This window comes from Rhodovulum sp. 12E13 (assembly GCF_003340565.1).
In the GTDB taxonomy this organism is placed as follows: Bacteria; Pseudomonadota; Alphaproteobacteria; order Rhodobacterales; family Rhodobacteraceae; genus HLUCCA09.
In genome coordinates, this window is record NZ_QPLK01000023.1 from 13,011 (window position 1) to 29,088 (window position 16,078).

14 protein-coding genes are annotated in these 16,078 nt (G+C 72.0%); 11 read left to right on the plus strand and 3 right to left on the minus strand.

The window, feature by feature from the left end; translation table 11 throughout:
• Nucleotides 1-828 (minus strand): HTH-type transcriptional regulator BhcR, encoded by an 828-nt coding sequence (gene bhcR, locus DLJ49_RS16800; RefSeq protein WP_115394712.1) that lies wholly within the window; start codon nt 826-828, stop codon nt 1-3.
• A 162-nt stretch (nt 829-990) separates the two neighbouring features.
• Between bhcR and bhcA the strand changes: the two genes are divergently transcribed.
• The 5 genes from bhcA (at nt 991) to DLJ49_RS16825 (ending at nt 6,615) form a co-directional block, all read left to right on the plus strand.
• The gene (gene bhcA / locus DLJ49_RS16805; RefSeq protein ID WP_115394713.1) at nt 991-2,187 is read left to right on the plus strand and encodes an L-aspartate--glyoxylate aminotransferase BhcA; all 1,197 of its coding nucleotides are present in this window, start codon (nt 991-993) and stop codon (nt 2,185-2,187) included.
• A gap of 13 nt (nt 2,188-2,200) precedes the next feature.
• Nucleotides 2,201-3,172 carry a beta-hydroxyaspartate dehydratase BhcB gene (gene bhcB, locus DLJ49_RS16810; protein WP_115394714.1) on the plus strand — a complete coding sequence of 324 codons (972 nt, stop codon included), beginning with the start codon at nt 2,201-2,203 and terminating at the stop codon, nt 3,170-3,172.
• A 162-nt stretch (nt 3,173-3,334) separates the two neighbouring features.
• The gene (gene bhcC / locus DLJ49_RS16815) at nt 3,335-4,498 is read left to right on the plus strand and encodes a 3-hydroxy-D-aspartate aldolase BhcC (RefSeq protein ID WP_115394715.1); all 1,164 of its coding nucleotides are present in this window, start codon (nt 3,335-3,337) and stop codon (nt 4,496-4,498) included.
• A 133-nt stretch (nt 4,499-4,631) separates the two neighbouring features.
• Nucleotides 4,632-5,597: an iminosuccinate reductase BhcD gene (gene bhcD / locus DLJ49_RS16820; protein WP_115394716.1), complete on the plus strand. Its 966-nt coding sequence runs from the start codon at nt 4,632-4,634 to the stop codon at nt 5,595-5,597.
• Nucleotides 5,598-5,601: 4 nt separating this feature from the next.
• Nucleotides 5,602-6,615 (plus strand): type I glyceraldehyde-3-phosphate dehydrogenase, encoded by a 1,014-nt coding sequence (locus DLJ49_RS16825; protein ID WP_115394717.1) that lies wholly within the window; start codon nt 5,602-5,604, stop codon nt 6,613-6,615.
• Between the two features lie 113 nt (nt 6,616-6,728).
• Here DLJ49_RS16825 and DLJ49_RS16830 read toward each other — a convergent pair whose 3' ends face one another.
• Nucleotides 6,729-7,664: a DMT family transporter gene (locus DLJ49_RS16830; protein WP_115394718.1), complete on the minus strand. Its 936-nt coding sequence runs from the start codon at nt 7,662-7,664 to the stop codon at nt 6,729-6,731.
• Nucleotides 7,665-7,831: 167 nt separating this feature from the next.
• Here DLJ49_RS16830 and DLJ49_RS16835 point away from each other — a divergent pair, with 167 nt between their 5' ends.
• From DLJ49_RS16835 to DLJ49_RS16850, 4 genes are all read left to right on the plus strand, one after another.
• Nucleotides 7,832-9,742, plus strand: a complete 1,911-nt coding sequence (locus DLJ49_RS16835) for an acyl-CoA synthetase (protein WP_115394719.1) — start codon at nt 7,832-7,834, stop codon at nt 9,740-9,742.
• A 211-nt stretch (nt 9,743-9,953) separates the two neighbouring features.
• The gene (locus DLJ49_RS16840; RefSeq protein WP_115394720.1) at nt 9,954-10,907 is read left to right on the plus strand and encodes a bifunctional riboflavin kinase/FAD synthetase; all 954 of its coding nucleotides are present in this window, start codon (nt 9,954-9,956) and stop codon (nt 10,905-10,907) included.
• Entirely contained in the window at nt 10,904-11,395 is a 492-nt protein-coding gene (locus DLJ49_RS16845) for a YcgN family cysteine cluster protein (RefSeq protein WP_233489159.1), read from the plus strand. The genes DLJ49_RS16840 and DLJ49_RS16845 overlap by 4 nt, the downstream gene beginning before the upstream one ends.
• Complete coding sequence (locus tag DLJ49_RS16850; protein WP_115394721.1) at nt 11,392-12,495, plus strand: threonine aldolase family protein; 1,104 nt, start codon at nt 11,392-11,394, stop codon at nt 12,493-12,495. The genes DLJ49_RS16845 and DLJ49_RS16850 overlap by 4 nt, the downstream gene beginning before the upstream one ends.
• 165 nt (nt 12,496-12,660) lie before the next feature.
• Here DLJ49_RS16850 and DLJ49_RS16855 read toward each other — a convergent pair whose 3' ends face one another.
• Nucleotides 12,661-13,275: a 2-hydroxychromene-2-carboxylate isomerase gene (locus DLJ49_RS16855; RefSeq protein WP_115394722.1), complete on the minus strand. Its 615-nt coding sequence runs from the start codon at nt 13,273-13,275 to the stop codon at nt 12,661-12,663.
• A gap of 173 nt (nt 13,276-13,448) precedes the next feature.
• Between DLJ49_RS16855 and DLJ49_RS16860 the strand changes: the two genes are divergently transcribed.
• Nucleotides 13,449-14,996: a hypothetical protein gene (locus tag DLJ49_RS16860; protein ID WP_115394723.1), complete on the plus strand. Its 1,548-nt coding sequence runs from the start codon at nt 13,449-13,451 to the stop codon at nt 14,994-14,996.
• A 68-nt stretch (nt 14,997-15,064) separates the two neighbouring features.
• The gene (locus DLJ49_RS16865) at nt 15,065-16,006 is read left to right on the plus strand and encodes a cation diffusion facilitator family transporter (protein ID WP_115394724.1); all 942 of its coding nucleotides are present in this window, start codon (nt 15,065-15,067) and stop codon (nt 16,004-16,006) included.
• The last annotated feature ends 72 nt before the right edge of the window (nt 16,007-16,078 follow it).

The following is a 16,078-nucleotide window of genomic DNA, read 5'->3' on the forward strand; positions in this document are numbered from 1 at the left end:
TCACGCGCGGGTCGGCGCCCCGAGCGCGGCCGACAGCTCGGCGGCGGCGCGGGCGACCTGCGCGCCGAGGCGGCCGGCATTGTCGGGCGTCACCCGGCTGACGGGGCCCGAGACCGACAGGCCGGCCACCGCCTCGCCCGTCGCGTCGAAGACCGGCGCCGCGACGCAGCGCATTCCTTCCGCCTTCTCCTCGTCGTCGAGGGCATAGCCGCGCACGCGGATGCGCTCGAGATCCTCGGCCAGCGCGTCGGGCGAGGTGATGGTGTGCCCGGTGAATCGGGTCAACTCGGCCTCCGCGAGATAGGCCGCCCGGCGCGGCGCGTCGAACCACGCGAGCAACGCCTTGCCGATGCCGGAGGCGTGCAGCGGCGAGAGCGTGCCCGGCGGGAAGAAGGCCCGCAGCGAGGCATGTGTCTCGACCTGGCTGACGAACATCACCTCGTCGCCGCGCGGCACCCCGAGATTGGCCGTCTCGCCCGTCTCGTCGCGCAGGTGCCGCATCGGCACCCGTGCCCGCTCCACCACCGAGGCGCGGCGCAGGAAGGACGAGCCGATCAGGAAGGCACGGGGGCCGACGGCCCATGTCTGGTCCTCCGCGCGCAACTCCACGATGCCGCGCGTCTCGAGCGTCACCAGCACGCGATAGACGGTTGCCGGCGACTGGCCGGTGGCGCCGGCGAGCTCCGTCAGCGTGGCCGCGCCCGCCTCGGCCAGCCCCTCGAGCACGCCCATCGCGCGGTCGAGCGACTGGATCGTGTTCTGCTCGGTCTTGTCGGAGAAGGCGCGGGGGCGGCCACGGGGCCGTCGGGTGGGCGTCGAATCATCCATTTTTCAGTTTCGCACCTGCAGAATGTTGGGGTGAAAAAACGTAACTGCCTGATCTGACGCAAGAACATCATATTTTTCAGCCAGTGCAAAAGCAATTCAAAAAAATTGTGCACCTGCGGACGGCACGGTAGGGGAACGCACCGCCTGAGAAGGGACAGCATCATGACCACCGCCAATCCGGTCTTCATCCCCGGCCCGACCAACATTCCCGAGGTCCTGCGCAAGGCATACGACATGCCCACGCTCGACCATCGCTCGCCCGCCTTCGCCGAGATCCTGCACCCCGTGCTCGCCGGCGTGAAGCGCGTGCTCAAGACGGAGGCCGGCGAGGTCATCGTCTTTCCCGCCACCGGCACCGGCGGCTGGGAGGCGTCGATCGCCAACACCCTGTCGAAGGGCGACCGGGTACTCGCGGGCCGCAACGGCATGTTCTCGCACCGCTGGATCGACCTGTGCGAGCGCTTCGGCCTCGATGTCGAGGTGATCGAGCACCGCTGGGGCGAGGGGCTCGACGCCGCCCGCTACGAGGCGGCGCTGCGCGCCGATACCGGCCATGCCATCAAGGCGGTCCTCGCCACGCACAACGAGACGGCGACGGGCGTCGTTTCCGACATCGCCGCGATCCGCAAGGCGCTCGACGCCGCCGGCCACCCGGCGCTCCTGATGGTCGACGGCGTCTCGTCGATCGGCTCGATGGATTTCCGGATGGACGAGTGGGGCGTCGATCTTGCCGTGACAGGCAGCCAGAAGGGCTTCATGCTGCCGCCGGGCCTCGCCATCGTGGGCGTCAGCCCCAAGGCGCGGAAGGCGATGGAGGGCGCCGACCTGCCGCGCGCCTTCTACGATTTCCGCGACATGATGGGCGCCTACGCCAATTCGGGCTACCCCTACACGCCCGCCGTCGGGCTGATGAACGGCCTTCGCGTGGCCTGCGACATGCTGCTGGCCGAGGGGCTCGACGCGGTCTTCGCCCGTCACGCGCGCATCGCGGGCGGCGTGCGCGCCGCGGTCGAGGCCTGGGGGCTTAAGCTCTGCGCCGAAACACGGGCTGTCCAGTCCGACACCGTCTCGGCGGTGCGGATGCCCGATGGCATCGACGCCAACGCCTTCGTCGCGCGCGCCGCGCAGACCTACGGGGTCGCCTTCGGCACCGGCCTCGGCGAGGTCGCGGGCAAGGTCTTCCGCATCGGGCATCTGGGGATGCTGACCGACGTGCAGGCGCTCGCCGGGCTGTCCGCGGCGGAAATGGTCATGTCGGATCTGGGCGTGAATTTCGCCCCCGGATCTGGTGTCGCCGCCGCGCAGGCCCATTATCGTGCCACGGTCGAGGGCGCGGCCCTCGGCCTCGCGGCCGAATGACGGAGACAGAGACATGAAGGACATCGCCGGGCTCGACATTCCGACCTTCGACGACGTGGTGGCCGCGCACGAGCGCATCCGCCCCTACATCCACAACACGCCAGTGCTGACCTCGACGACCTTCGACGAGATGTCGGGCGCCTCGCTCTTCTTCAAGTGCGAGAACTTCCAGAAGGCCGGCGCCTTCAAGGTGCGGGGCGCCTGCAACGCGGTGTTCGGCCTGTCCGACGACCAGGCGGCGAAGGGTGTGGCCACCCATTCGAGCGGCAACCACGCCCTGTCGCTCTCCTACGCCGCGGGGCGCCGGGGCATTCCCTGCCATGTGGTGATGCCGAAGACGGCCCCGGAGGCCAAGAAGGCCGCGGTGCGCGGCTATGGCGGGCAGATTACCGAGTGCGAGGCATCGACGTCGTCGCGCGAGGCGGTGTTCGCCGAGGTGCAGGCGGCCACGGGGGCAGACTTCGTGCATCCCTACAACGACCCGCGCGTGATCGCGGGGCAGGGAACGTGCTCGCGCGAGCTGATGGAGCAGGTCGAGGGGCTGGATGCCGTGATCGCGCCGATCGGCGGCGGCGGCATGGTCTCGGGTACCTGCCTGACGCTGTCCGAGATCGCCCCGCATGTGGAGATCTACGCCGCCGAGCCCGAGCAGGCCGACGACGCCTGTCGCAGCTTCAAGGCGGGCCACATCATCGCCGACGACGCGCCGCAGACGGTCGCCGACGGGCTCAAGGTGCCGCTGAAGGAGCGCACGTGGCACTTCGTGTCGACCTACGTGACCGATATCCTGACCGCGAGCGAGCAGGAGATCGTCGACGCGATGAAGCTGACCTGGGCGCGCATGAAGATCGTGATGGAGCCCTCCTGCGCGGTGCCCCTTGCCGTGATCCTGAAGAACCCGGATGTATTCAGGGGCAAGCGCGTCGGCGTGATCGTGACGGGCGGCAATGTCGATCTCGACAAGCTGCCCTGGATGAAGAGCTGAAAGGCCGGGCGCGGGGGGGGGGGGGGGGGGGGGGGGGGGGGGCGGGGGGGGGGGGCGGGGCCGGGGGGCGCGGCGGAAGGGCGGGGCGCGGGGCCGCCGCGCCCCCCCCCCCCCCCCCCGCGCGGGCCGCGCGCCGGCGCCTGACCTGAGAGGGATTTCGAGATGAAGGACGTGACGCAACTCGACGACTACGAAGTCGGCTACGACATTCCCGCGCTGCCGGGGATGGACGAGAGCGAGATCCAGACCCCCTGCCTCGTGCTCGATCTCGACGCGCTCGAGCGCAACATCCGCAAGATGGGCGACTACGCCAAGGCGCATGGCATGCGGCACCGGGTGCACGGCAAGATGCACAAGTCGGTCGACGTGGCCAAGCTGCAGATTGAGCTGGGCGGCGCCTGCGGCGTCTGCTGCCAGAAGGTGAGCGAGGCCGAGGTCTTCGCCCGCGGCGGGATTGCCGACGTGATGGTGTCGAACCAGGTGCGCGACCCCGCCAAGATCGACCGGCTGGCCCGGATGCCCAAGCTCGGCGCCCGCGTGCTGGTCTGCGTCGACGACGAGGCGAACGTGGCCGACCTGTCGGCCGCCGCCCAGACGCATGGCACCGAGATCGAGGCGCTGGTCGAGATCGACTGCGGCGCCGGGCGCTGCGGCGTGACCAAGACCGAGGACGTGGTGCGCATCGCCAAGGCGATCGACGCCGCCCCTGGGCTGAAATTCGCCGGGCTGCAGGCCTACCAGGGTGCGATGCAGCACATGGACTCGTACGAAGACCGCAAGGCCAAGATCGACGTGGCCGTGGCGATGGTGAAGGACGCGGTCGAGGCGCTGAAGGCCGAGGGGCTTGAGTGCGATATCGTCGGCGGCGGCGGCACCGGCTCCTACTACTTCGAGTCGAATTCGGGGGTCTACAACGAGCTCCAGTGCGGCTCCTACGCCTTCATGGATGCCGATTACGGCCGCATCCTCGATGCCGAGGGCAAGCGGATCGACCAGGGCGAGTGGGAAAACGCGCTGTTCCTGCTGACCAGCGTCATGAGCCACGCCAAGCCCGCCAAGGCGATCTGCGACGCGGGCCTCAAGGCTCAGTCGGTCGACTCGGGGTTGCCCTTCATCTACGGGCGGGACGACGTGAAATACGTCAAGTGTTCCGACGAGCACGGCGTCATCGAGGACGAGGGCGGCGTGCTGAAGGTCAACGAAAAGCTGCGCCTCGTCCCCGGCCACTGCGACCCGACCTGCAACGTGCACGACTGGTATGTCGGCGTGCGGAACGGCAAGGTCGAGGCGGTCTGGCCGGTCTCGGCGCGCGGCAAGGCCTACTGAGGCGAGGGGCGCCTGCCGGGGGCTCCGGCTGACCGCGAGGGAGCCTCCGGCGGGGATATTTGAAGCAAGAAGAAGGTGCGGGGCAGCGCCCCGAACCATGTGGCGCGTGCCACGATGTGGAAGGGGCAGGGGAATGATCATCGTTCCGGAGGCGGAGATCGCCGGCCTGATGGACGAACAGGCGGCCTACGAGGCGGTCGAGGCGGTGTTCGCCGCCATGGCGCGGGGGGATGCGTACAACTTTCCGGTGGTGCGCGAGGCGATCGGCCATGCCGACGCGCTCTACGGCTTCAAGTCGGGCTTCGACCGGGCGGGGCTGGTGCTTGGGCTGAAATCCGGTGGCTACTGGCCCGGCAACGGCGAGAGGGGGCTGACCAACCACCAGTCGACCGTCGTGCTGTTCGACGCCGACACCGGGCAGTGCAAGGCCCTCGTGGGCGGCAACCTGCTGACCGCCCTGCGCACGGCCGCCGCCGCGGCGGTGTCGATCCGGCATCTCGCCCGGCCTGACGCGAAGGTGCTGGGCATGGTCGGCGCCGGTCACCAGTCGGCCTTCCAGATGCGCGCGGCGGTGCGCCAGCGCGACTTCGAGAAGGTAGTGGGGTGGAACTATCACCCCGAGATGCTGCCGCGGCTCGCCGAGACGGCCGAGTCGCTGGGCCTGCCCTTCGAGGCGGTTTCGCTCGAGGACCTCGGCGCGCAGGCCGACGTCGTCGTGACGATCACCTCGTCCTTCGCGCCCTCGCTCATGGCCGCCCATGTTCGACCCGGCACGCATCTCGCCTGCATGGGAACCGACACGGTGGGCAAGCAGGAGGTGGACGCGGCGCTCGTCGCCCGCGCGAGCGTCTTCACCGACGAGGTGGCCCAGTCGGTCACGCTCGGCGAGGCGCAGCACGCGGTCAAGGCAGGGCTGAAGGCCGAGGCCGATATCGCCACGATCGGGCAGGTGATCGAGGGAACGCACCCGGGCCGCACCTCCGTCGACGAGATCACCCTGTTCGACGGCACAGGCGTCGGCCTGCAGGATCTCGCGGTGGCCAACCGGGCGTTGCGGCTGGCGGTCGAGCGCGGCGTCGCGCAGAGCGTCGACTTCTGAGCCGATGACGCGCCCTGTCCGTCTCGCGATAAACGGCTTCGGCCGGATCGGCCGGTCGGTGCTGCGCCTCGTGGCCACCGGCCGGGCGCCCGGGGTCGAGGTCGTGGCGCTCAACGACATCGCCGATGCGCAGACCTGCGCCTACCTGTTCCGGCACGATTCGGTCTTCGGCGCCTTTCCGGGCGAGGCACGCCTCGAAGGGCGCGCGCTGGTGGTCGAGGGCCGCGCCATCCCCTTCACCGACGCGTCCGACATCTCGGCGCTCGACCTCTCGGGCGTCGACGTCGTGCTCGAATGCACCGGCCGCGCCGAGCGGCGCGAGGTGGCCGAGCGCGGCCTGCGGGCGGGTGCGGGGCGGGTCCTGATCTCCGGCCCTTCGGCCGCGGCCGAGGCGACCTCGGTCATCGGCGCCAACGAAGAGCAGGCGCAGGCCGCGCGCATCGTCTCGAACGCCTCGTGCACGACAAACGCGCTCGCCCCGCTGCTGAAACTGGTCGACGCGGCCTTCGGCGTCGAGAGCGGGCACATGACGACGATCCACTGCTACACCGGCAGCCAGCCCACGGTGGACACGCCGCGCGGCCCGCTCGAGCGCTCCCGCGCGGCAGCGCTCTCGATGGTGCCGACCTCCACCTCCGCCGGCCGCCTCGTGGGTGTCGTCCTCCCCGATCTCGCCGACCGGGTCACCGCGCGCGCCGTCAGGGTGCCGACGGCCAGCGTCAGCGCCGTCGACCTCATGGTCAGTCTGCGCGCCGCTCCCACCACCGACGAGCTCCGCGCGACCCTGCGCTCCGCGCGCGGCCGCCTCATCGGGTGGGAGGACGAGCCGCTGGTGTCTTCCGATCTGCGCGGCCGACCCGAGAGCGTCATCCTCCAGGCCCCCGAGATCACCGTGGCAAAGGGTGGCCTCGCCCGAATCTTCGGCTGGTACGACAACGAATGGGGCTTCTCCAACCGGCTGATCGAGATGGCGTGCCTGATGGCCGGCGCCCCGCATGCGGCCGAGCCGGGGCGCTGAGCCCGACGGTCCGCGCGGTCTCGTCCCATCACCCTGGCCGAAATACTCCCGCCGGAGGCGCGCGCCCGGAACGGGCGCAGGACAAGGGAATGCGCCGCAGGCGCGCCGCCGGATCACCCCCGGGCCAGCCTGCGCTCGCGGAGAAGCGAGTAGAGGCCGCTGCCCACGATCAGTGCCGCCCCCGCGAACGTCCAGCCGTCGAGCCGCTCGCCGAACACGGCCGCGCCGAGGCCCACGCCGAACACGATGCGCGTGTAGCGGAAGGGCGTGACCGCCGAGACCTCGCCGGTGCGCATCGCCGCTGTCAGCAGCGCGTAGGCCAGCACCCCGACCACGGTCGCCGCCGCCACCGCGCCGACGGCCCTTGGCCCCGGCCAGACCGCTCCGCCCGAGAGCGCCAGCAGCAGGGCGCCCGCGATCACCAGTGCGCCGAAGCCCAGCACGCCGAGTTGCGCGGTGGTCATGGCAGGCGGCGCCGCCCGGGTGGCAAGGTCGCGGCCCGCGAAGCCGAACATCCCCAGCACGGCGAAAAGCGCGCCGGCGCCCAGCCCCTCGGCCCCGGGCCGCAGCACCATCAGGACGCCGGCAAAGCCCACCGCCACGGCCGCCGCGCGCCGCCAGCCCACCCGCTCGCCGAAGAGCAGCGCCGCGCCCGCGATCACCACGAGCGGCGTGGCCTGCAGGATGACCGAGGTCAGCGAGAGCCCGGCGAGCGCCAGCGCCAGCGTGTGCCCGGCCCGCCCCGTCACCTCGCAGGCCGCGCGCACCAGGATCAGCGGCGACAGCATCGACCGGGTCAACGGCCGCTCGCCGCGCCAGAGGCAGAGCGCGGCGAACAGCGCCATGCCGGCCGCGCCGAAGAGCATGAGCACCTCGCCCACCGGCAGCGTGCGCGCGGCCTCCTTCAGGAAGGCGTCCTCGACCGCGAAGCCGCCCATGGCCCCGGTCATCAGCAGGCTGCCGCGCAGGTTGGCGGCCGCGTCGGCGCGCGGGTCGGCAGGCGGCCGGGCCGGCGGGTCGGCCCGCCGCTCGGGGCGGTCTGGTGTCATGGTCGGGGCTCCTCCCTGCCGCCTTTTCGGCGGCCCTGCCGGCAGAAGCAACGGGGCCTCGCCCGCCCTGGCGGCGAACCGCGGCGTCAGGCTTGCGCGTTGCGGCCTCGCTGCCCAACATCGGCCTACGACCCCGGGGAAACGCCGGGGCAGAGGGAGGAGAACCGATGACCACCTTCGCCGGCGTCGCCGACCGCGACGCGATCGAGACCGAGATGCCCTGGGCCGAGCGCGAGGTGCCCCGCACGCTCTACCAGTTCGTGACGCACGCGAAGGAGACATGGGGGCAGCGCCCGGCGATCAGCTTCCAGCTCCTGTCCGACCCCGGCGCGCCGGCCGAGACGCTGACCTGGGCCGCCCTGCACGCCCGCGTGACCCAGGCCGCGAATCTCTTCCACGATCTCGGCGTCGGCGAGCAGGACGCGGTCGCCTACCTGCTGCCCAACTGCAACGAGGCGGTCTTCACGCTGCTGGGCGGCGCGGTGGCCGGCATCGCCAATCCGATCAACCCGCTGCTCGAGCCCGAAAAGATCGCCGCGATCCTGCGGCAGACCAACGCCAGGGTTCTCGTCACGCTCAAGTCATTCCCGAAGACCGACGTGGCGCAGAAGGCGGCGAAGGCGGTGGCCATGGCCCCCAATGTCACCCATGTCCTCGAGGTCGATCTTCTGCGCTACCTGACGGGGCTGAAGAAATACCTCGTGCCGCTGATCCGGCCCGCGAACCCGGTCGGCCACAGGGCGCGGGTGCTCGACTTCAACGCCGAGATGGCGAAGCGCGCGGGCGGCGGTCTCGATTTCATCGATGCCGACCGCGACCGGGTGGCGGCCTATTTCCATACCGGCGGCACGACGGGGATGCCCAAGGTCGCCCAGCACCTCAATTCGGGGATGATCTACAACGGCTGGATCGGCAAGCGGCTGCTCTTCACCGAAGACGACGTGATCCTCTGCCCGCTGCCGCTCTTCCACGTCTTCGCCTGCCACCCGATCCTGATGTCGATGATCGCGTCGGGCGCGCATGTCGTCTTTCCCACGCCCGCGGGCTACCGGGGCGAGGGCGTGTTCGACAATTTCTGGAAGCTGATCGAGCGCTGGCAGGTCACCTTCATGATCGGGGTGCCGACCGCCTTCTCGGCGCTCATGCAGCGGCCGGTGAACGCCGACCTGAAATCGCTCAAGAGCGCGTTCTCGGGCTCGGCGCCGCTGCCGGTGGAGCTTTACCACCGTTTCGAGAAGGCGTGCGGGGTGAACATCATCGAGGGTTACGGGCTGACCGAGGCGACCTGCCTCGTCTCGTGCAACCCTGTAGACGGTCCGAAGAAGATCGGCTCGGTCGGCATCCCCTTTCCGCATACCGACGTGAAGATCCTGATCCACACCGCCGACGATGGCGTGCGCGAATGCGGCGTCGACGAGGTGGGCGAGATCTGCGTGGCCAATCCGGGCGTCTACGCGGGGTCGACCTACACCGAATCCGACCGCAACCGGAACCTCTTTCACTACGACATCTACCTGCGCACCGGCGATCTCGGGCGCATGGATGCCGACGGCTATCTCTGGATCACCGGCCGCGCGAAGGATCTCATCATCCGCGGCGGGCACAACATCGACCCTGCGCTGATCGAGGAGGCCCTGCTCGCGCATGACGCGGTCGCCTCGGCCGGTGCGATCGGCCAGCCCGACGCCCATGCGGGCGAGTTGCCGGTGGCCTATGTCGAGCTCGTCTCGGGCGCCTCGGTCACGGAGGAGGAGCTCCTCGCGTTCTGCCGCGACCGCATCTCCGAGCGCGCGGCGATGCCCAAGCGCGTCGAGATCCTCGAAGAATTGCCCAAGACGGCGGTCGGCAAGATCTTCAAGCCCGACCTGCGGCGCCGCGCGATCTGCCGGGTCTACGACGCGGCGCTGCGCGAGGCCGGCATCGCCGCGCGGGTCGCCGATGTGGAGGAAGACCGCAAGCTGGGCCTCGTGGCGATGCTCGAGAAGACCGGCGAGGTCGACGAGGCCGCCCTGCGCGAGGCGCTCGGCCACTACACCCGCCCCTGGGCCTGGAAAGACGCCGCGCGGGATGCCGCCTGAGCGCGCCGGCGGCGCCCCGGGAGGACTTGGCCCGCGATGCGCATCCGGGCGGCAGGACGCGGGAGGCGTGCGCCTGCCGGCTTCCTTCTGTGCGAAATACGCAATGCGCGGCTTGAGCCTGTCGGGGTCGCCGGGCCGGCGCGCAGGGCCGCCAGGGGGGCGGGCTGCGGCTGCCTTGCGCATCCCCCCCGCCGCCGCTAGGTCGGCGGCCATGAAGCGCATCCGCCGCCTCGAGGACGTGACCGCTGCCGACAGGGGCGCAACCGCCGCCATCGGCAATTTCGACGGCGTGCACCTGGGCCACCAGCAGGTGCTCGCGGCGGCGCGGCACGCGACCGGCGGCGCGGCCGATGCGCCGCTTGCGGTGCTGACCTTCGAGCCGCATCCGCGCGAGGTCTTTCGCCCCGACGCGCCGCCCTTTCGCCTGACCGACCCCGAGGCGCGCGCTCACCGGCTCGAGAAGCTGGGGGTCGAGCTGCTGTTCGAGCTCGATTTCGGCACGATCCGGCCCCTGCCGCACGAGGTGTTCGCCGCCCGGGTGCTGGCCGAGGGGCTCGGTCTGCGCCATGTCACGGTGGGCGCCGACTTCCGCTACGGCCTCGGCCGCACGGGGACGCCCGAGACGCTGCGCGCGGAGGGGGCGGCGCAGGGCTTCGGCGTGACGGTGGCCGACCTGTTGCAGATCGAGGCGGCGGGCGCGCGCGTGTCCTCCACCGCGATCCGCGCCGCCCTGAGCGAGGGGCGCCCGCGCGATGCCGCGGCCATGCTCGGCCACTGGCACCGGATCGAGGGCGCGGTGCTGCACGGCGACAAGCGCGGGCGCGATCTCGGCTACCCAACGGCCAACATGAGCCTCGGGCGCCTGCACCGGCCGCGCTTCGGGGTCTATGCGGTGCTCGTCGACGTGCTCGACGGCCCCCATGCCGGCTCCCATCGCGGCGTCGCCTCGCTCGGCGTGCGCCCCCAGTTCGGCGTGCACGAGCCGAACCTCGAGGTGCACCTGTTCGACTTCGCGGGCGACCTGTACGACGTCACCCTCTCGGTTGCGCTGGTGGACTTCCTGCGCGCGGAGGCGGCGTTCGACAGCGTCGAGGCCCTGATCGCGCAGATGGATCGCGACTCGGACAAGGCCCGCGCCCTGCTCGCGGCGGAGGCGGCGCCGTGAGCGGCCCGCGGCGGGCACGGGCGGCGCCGATCCCGCGCGACGGCCTGCGCCCCCGCTTCTGGGAGCGGCACGCGCTGCACGAACTGACGCCGCGCGAGTGGGAGGCGCTCTGCGACGGCTGCGGCAAGTGCTGCCTCAACAAGCTGGAGGACGAGGATACCGGCGAGGTCGCCTTCACCCGCGTCGCCTGCCGGCTGTTCGACGACGCGACCTGCGGTTGCGTGCATTACGAGGTGCGCCACCATTTCGTGCCCGAATGCGTGACGCTCAGCCCCGAGAACATCCACCTCCATGCCTACTGGATGCCCTCGACCTGCGCCTACAAGCTGCTCGCCGAGGGGCAGGACCTGCCCGAGTGGCACCCGCTGCTGACGGGCGACCCCGAGAGCGTGCACACCGCCGGCATCTCGGTGCGGGGGCGCACCGTCAGCGAGTTCGAGGTGCCGGAGGAGGACTGGGAGGACCACATCGTCGAGGGCGAGCCGTGAGCGCCGATCTCTGCTTTGCCTCCGACAATGCGGGCCCCGTCCACCCCGCGATCCTCGACGCGCTGGGCCGGGCGAACCGGGGCCGCGCCATGCCCTACGGCGCCGACGACTGGACGGTGCGCGCCACGGCCGCGGTGCGCGAGACGTTCGAGGCGCCGCGCGCCGAGGTGCTGCTGGTGCCCACGGGCATCGCCGCCAACGCGCTGGCGCTCGCCACCCTGTCGCGGCCGTGGTCGCGCGTCTTCTGCACCGACATCGCCCATGTCGAGCTCGACGAGGCAGGCGCGCTCGGCCTCGCCTCGGGCGGGGCCGAAACGGCGCTCGTGCCCTCCATGCACGGGCGCATGACGGCGCAGGCGCTGGCCTCGCGCATCGCGGCCGAGCCGGCGGCGCGTCGCGGGGCGGTCTCGGTCACGCAACTGACCGAGGCGGGCACCGTCTACACCCTCGACGCGCTCTCGGCCCTGGGCGAGGTCGCGCGCGCCCACGGCCTGCCCTTGCATCTCGACGGGGCGCGCTGGTCGAACGCGGCACTGGCGCTCGGCTGCACGCCCGGTGAGATGGTGCGCGCGGCCGGGGCCGCGGCGCTTTCGCTCGGGGCCTCCAAGGCGGGGGCGATGGGGGTCGAGGCGGTGGTCCTGGTCGATCCGCCTGCGGGCCTTGCCGACGAGGCGCGGCTGCGGCGGCAGCGGATGGGGCTGACGGTGTCGAAGCATCGTTACCTCGCGGCGCAACTCGTGGCCTGGCTGGAGGGCGGGCTGTGGCGCGACATGGCCGAGGCCGCGAATGCGGCGGGGCTGGGGCTTGCCCACGGGCTCGCCGCGCATCCGGCCGTCACGCTCGATCACCCGGCAGAGGGCAACATGGTCTTCGCCCGTCTGCCGCGCGCCCTGCACCGGCGGCTGCGGGCAGCGGGGGCGGTCTATTACCTGTCCGACCTGCCCGAGCCCGACCTCGACAGCGGCGCCGATGATGCGCCCCTCGGGGCACGCTTCGTCTGCGACTGGGCGACCGACGCGGGCCGGGTGGACGCGCTGCTGGCGATACTGAACCGGAGCGAGGAGCAGGGGGACGGGCCGGGGGACACGGGCGCGACCTGAAGCACTGCCACCGAGCGAATGGGCCGCGAGGGCAGGCGCAGCGCCCGCCCCCGAGCGGCCCGACTGATCCCCAAGTCAATAACTAACACCTATGGAATAGCGATCATCCTGCCTCCCGGGCAAGACTGACAAAAGGACAGGTGCGGCGCCTCGCCTCACGGTGCCTCAGCCCCGCGACGCGAGGTGCGCCTCCAGGTCGTCCAGCCTGTCCTGCCCCCAGAACCGCTCGTCGTCGTCGGCCACGATCCAGAACGGCACGCCGAACACCCCGCGCGCCACCGCATCCTCGAGGTTGGTCGAATAGGTTTCGGCGCCCGCGAGCAGCCCGCTGTCGGCGAGGCCGGGGTCGAAGCCCGCGGCCGACAGGCAGTCGCGCACCACGTCGTCGGCGGCGATGTCGCGGTCCTCGGCCCAGCAGGCGCGGGCGAGGGCATGGACCAGCGCCCCCACATCGCCCCCGGCCCCTTTGTCCGCCGCCGCCTGCGCGGCGATGATCGCGTAGGAGGCGGGCGCCGGGTTGGTGGGGAAGTGGGCGGGCCGAAGGGTGAGCGGCAGGCCGCGCTTCGCCGATTGCCGGCGCAGCTCCTGCAGGCGGTAGGCCTTGCGGTTCTCGTGGCGCTCTGGCAGCGGCGTCCCGCCCGTGCGTGCGAAGAGGCCGCCCACGTCGACCGGGCGATAGACCAGCGTCGCGCCGTGACGGGCGGCGATCTCTTCCGCCCGGGTGCTGGCGAGGTAGACGTTGGGAGAGATGGGGGAGAGAAAGTAGTCGATCTGGGTCATGCCGGGCCTCTGCTCGCCGATCTGCCTGCCGGCCCGCGAACCGGGCCGCGCTCCGTGCCGCGCTCCGCGCCGTGCCGACCCTAGCGGCGCGGCTCCGGGCGGACAAACCGTCTGCCGGCACAGGCATCGACAAGAGCACGAGCTGCCGATGGCGGAAAGGGAAAGGAGGCCCGATGCCGACCGACGACCACCCCCGCGCCGCGAGCGCCCCGCCGACCGCCGACCCCCATACGAGGCCCGGGGCCGGGGCGCTCCTGCCGCTGGCTGCAGGACTCTTCGTTGCGGCGCTGGCGCTGCGGCTGACAGGGCTGGGCGTCGCGGCGGTGTCGCTCGACGAGGTCTACACCCAGTTCGCCGCCTCGCGGGACTGGGCGGGCATGGTGCTCGACCGCGCCTCGCGCGGTCACATGCCAACCTACTTCGCGCTCGTGAAGGCGACCGTGCCCGACGTGGCCGACCCGATCGCGCTGCGCCTGCCATCGGCTCTGGCCGATGCCGCCGCCGCGGCGATCCTCGCGGCCGGGATCGGGCGCTTCGCCGGCCTGCCCGCCGGCCTCTGGGCCGGGGCGCTCTACGCCACGGGGCCCGCCTTCGTGATCTGGGCGCAGAATGCGCGGCCCTACGGGCTGCTCATGGCGCTCGTCGCTGTCGGTCTCGTCGCGGCGATGGCGATGGTGCGGCAGCGGGGCGAGGGGCGGCCCGCGCGCCTCGCCTTCGGAGCCGGCTGGGCCGGGGCGGTCTTTACCCTGACGGGTGGCATCCTCGCCTATCTCGCCGTGGTGCTGACGCCGCGTGTGGCGGGCCGGCTCGGGGTGCAGAGGCTGGCCGACCCGGGCTTTCGCCGCCGCTGGCGCCGTGCGGCCGTCGTGCCGTCGGTCGTGGCGGGCCTCGCCTATCTGGCAGTCAGCCGACCGCATGTCTACGAGGGCGGCGTGCGCGGCTTCTGGGTCGAGGAGTATCGCCCCTTCGGCCTTGAGAGCCTCGTCGAGTTGGGGGGCGACCTCCTGGGCGGGCGCCTGCGCCACATCGCGCCGGCGCAACTGCCCCAGCCGCTCGAGACCGCGCTGCTCGCCGCCTTGGCGCTGGCGGTGGCGGCGCTGGCCGTGGCCGGCGCGCGCCGGGTGCGCGAGGTGCCCGCCCTCTGGCCGGTCGTGGGCCTCGCGGTGGGCTTCGGCGTGGTGATGGTGGCGGCGAGCGCCGTCTCGAGCCTGCTGCTCGACCGCTACTTCCTGCCGTGGTGGGCGGCGGTGCTCGCGCTTGCCGGGATCGGCCTGGGCCGGCTGCCGTGGCGCGTGCAGGCGCTCGCCGGGGGCGTTCTCGTCGCCGTGAGCGCGGGCTTCGCCCTTGCCTCGGCCCTGGCCGATCCGGGCCCGGGGCCGCAATACGGCGAGATGGCGGCAGCGATCGAGGGATCGGGCCACGGCGACGCGCGCATCCTCGCGGGCGAGCCGTTCACCGCGCTGCGGCGTGATATCCTCTCGTTGCGCCTCGACTCGCCCGCGCTGCCCCGCCCCGACTTCCACGGCGACTCGCCCGAGCGGGTGGCGCGTGCGCTGGAGGCGGGCGCGCCCGCCTTCCTCGCCGTCTCGCCGGTCGAGTGGCGCGAGACCTACCGCGCCCTCCTGCCGCCCGTTCCCTGCGCCCTCGAGACGGCGGCCGGCGTGCTCGTCTGGCTCGGGGAGGCCGACTGCCCGACGCCGCTCGCTCCGCTCGGCGGGTAGCCGCCGCGGCTTGACCCCGGCGGGGCGGGCAGGTTCCCTGCGGGCTCCGCCCCGGCCGAGGATGCCCCATGCCCCACGACCATGGCCATGCCCATCCCCATCTCTCGCCCGAGAGCGGCGACCGGCGGGTGCAGGTGGCGATCTGGGCCAATGCGCTGCTGACCGTCGCGCAGATCGCGGGCGGCATTCTCTCGGGCAGTCTCGCCCTGATCGCCGACGCGCTGCACAACCTGTCCGACATGGCCTCGCTCGTCATCGCCTTCGTCGCGCGGAAGGTGGCGCGGCGGCCGGCCGATTCGCGGATGACCTACGGCTACGGGCGGATCGAGGTCGTGGCGGCGCTGATCAACTACACCACGCTGATCCTCGTGGGCGCCTACCTGCTCTACGAAGGGGCGATGCGCCTCGTGGATCCGCCCGAGGTGGGCGGCTGGACCATCGTGATCGTCGGCTGCGTGGCGCTCGGCGTCGACGCGCTGACGGCCTGGCTCACCTGGTCGATGCAGAAGGGCAGCGTGAACATCCGCGCGCTGTTTCTCCACAACCTGTCCGACGCGCTGGCCTCGGTGGCCGTGGTGGCGGGCGGCGCCCTGATCCTGCTCTACGACTGGCGGCTGGTCGACCCTGTGGTGACCATCGGCATCGCCGGCTACATCCTGTGGCTCGCCCTGCACGAAATCGGCGGGCCGATCCGCACGCTGATGCTGGGTGCGCCCCCCGAGCTCGACCCGGCGGCGGTGATCGCAGCGGTCGAGCGGGTGGAGGGGGTGGCCGGCATCCACCATGTCCACCTGTGGCAGATGCAGGAGCACGCAGCGGCACTCGACACCCATGTGGTGCTGCGCGCCGAGGCGTGGTCGCGGCTGGAGGAGGTGAAGGCCGAGATCAAGGCCGCGCTCGCCGCCGAGTTCGGGATCGACCACTCGACGCTCGAGTTCGAGCACGAGGCGCGCGCGCACCGGGGCGCGGCGCTCTACGGGTGCGGCGGCACCGAGGTGCGCCCGGGCTGAGCGGGGGGCCAGCCCCCCGCGCCCCCCGGGATATTTGGCGCAAGAAGAAGAGAGGGCGGAGGGCACAGGTGG

Excerpts from the sequence above, each read along its gene's own strand:
- bhcR (WP_115394712.1), bottom strand. The coding sequence starts at position 828 with ATGGATGATTCGACGCCCACCCGACGGCCCCGTGGCCGCCCCCGCGCC.
- bhcA (WP_115394713.1), top strand. The coding sequence starts at position 991 with ATGACCACCGCCAATCCGGTCTTCATCCCCGGCCCGACCAACATTCCC.
- bhcB (WP_115394714.1), top strand. The coding sequence starts at position 2,201 with ATGAAGGACATCGCCGGGCTCGACATTCCGACCTTCGACGACGTGGTG.
- bhcC (WP_115394715.1), top strand. The coding sequence starts at position 3,335 with ATGAAGGACGTGACGCAACTCGACGACTACGAAGTCGGCTACGACATT.
- bhcD (WP_115394716.1), top strand. The coding sequence starts at position 4,632 with ATGATCATCGTTCCGGAGGCGGAGATCGCCGGCCTGATGGACGAACAG.
- DLJ49_RS16825 (WP_115394717.1), top strand. The coding sequence starts at position 5,602 with ATGACGCGCCCTGTCCGTCTCGCGATAAACGGCTTCGGCCGGATCGGC.
- DLJ49_RS16830 (WP_115394718.1), bottom strand. The coding sequence starts at position 7,664 with ATGACACCAGACCGCCCCGAGCGGCGGGCCGACCCGCCGGCCCGGCCG.
- DLJ49_RS16835 (WP_115394719.1), top strand. The coding sequence starts at position 7,832 with ATGACCACCTTCGCCGGCGTCGCCGACCGCGACGCGATCGAGACCGAG.
- DLJ49_RS16840 (WP_115394720.1), top strand. The coding sequence starts at position 9,954 with ATGAAGCGCATCCGCCGCCTCGAGGACGTGACCGCTGCCGACAGGGGC.
- DLJ49_RS16855 (WP_115394722.1), bottom strand. The coding sequence starts at position 13,275 with ATGACCCAGATCGACTACTTTCTCTCCCCCATCTCTCCCAACGTCTAC.
- DLJ49_RS16860 (WP_115394723.1), top strand. The coding sequence starts at position 13,449 with ATGCCGACCGACGACCACCCCCGCGCCGCGAGCGCCCCGCCGACCGCC.
- DLJ49_RS16865 (WP_115394724.1), top strand. The coding sequence starts at position 15,065 with ATGCCCCACGACCATGGCCATGCCCATCCCCATCTCTCGCCCGAGAGC.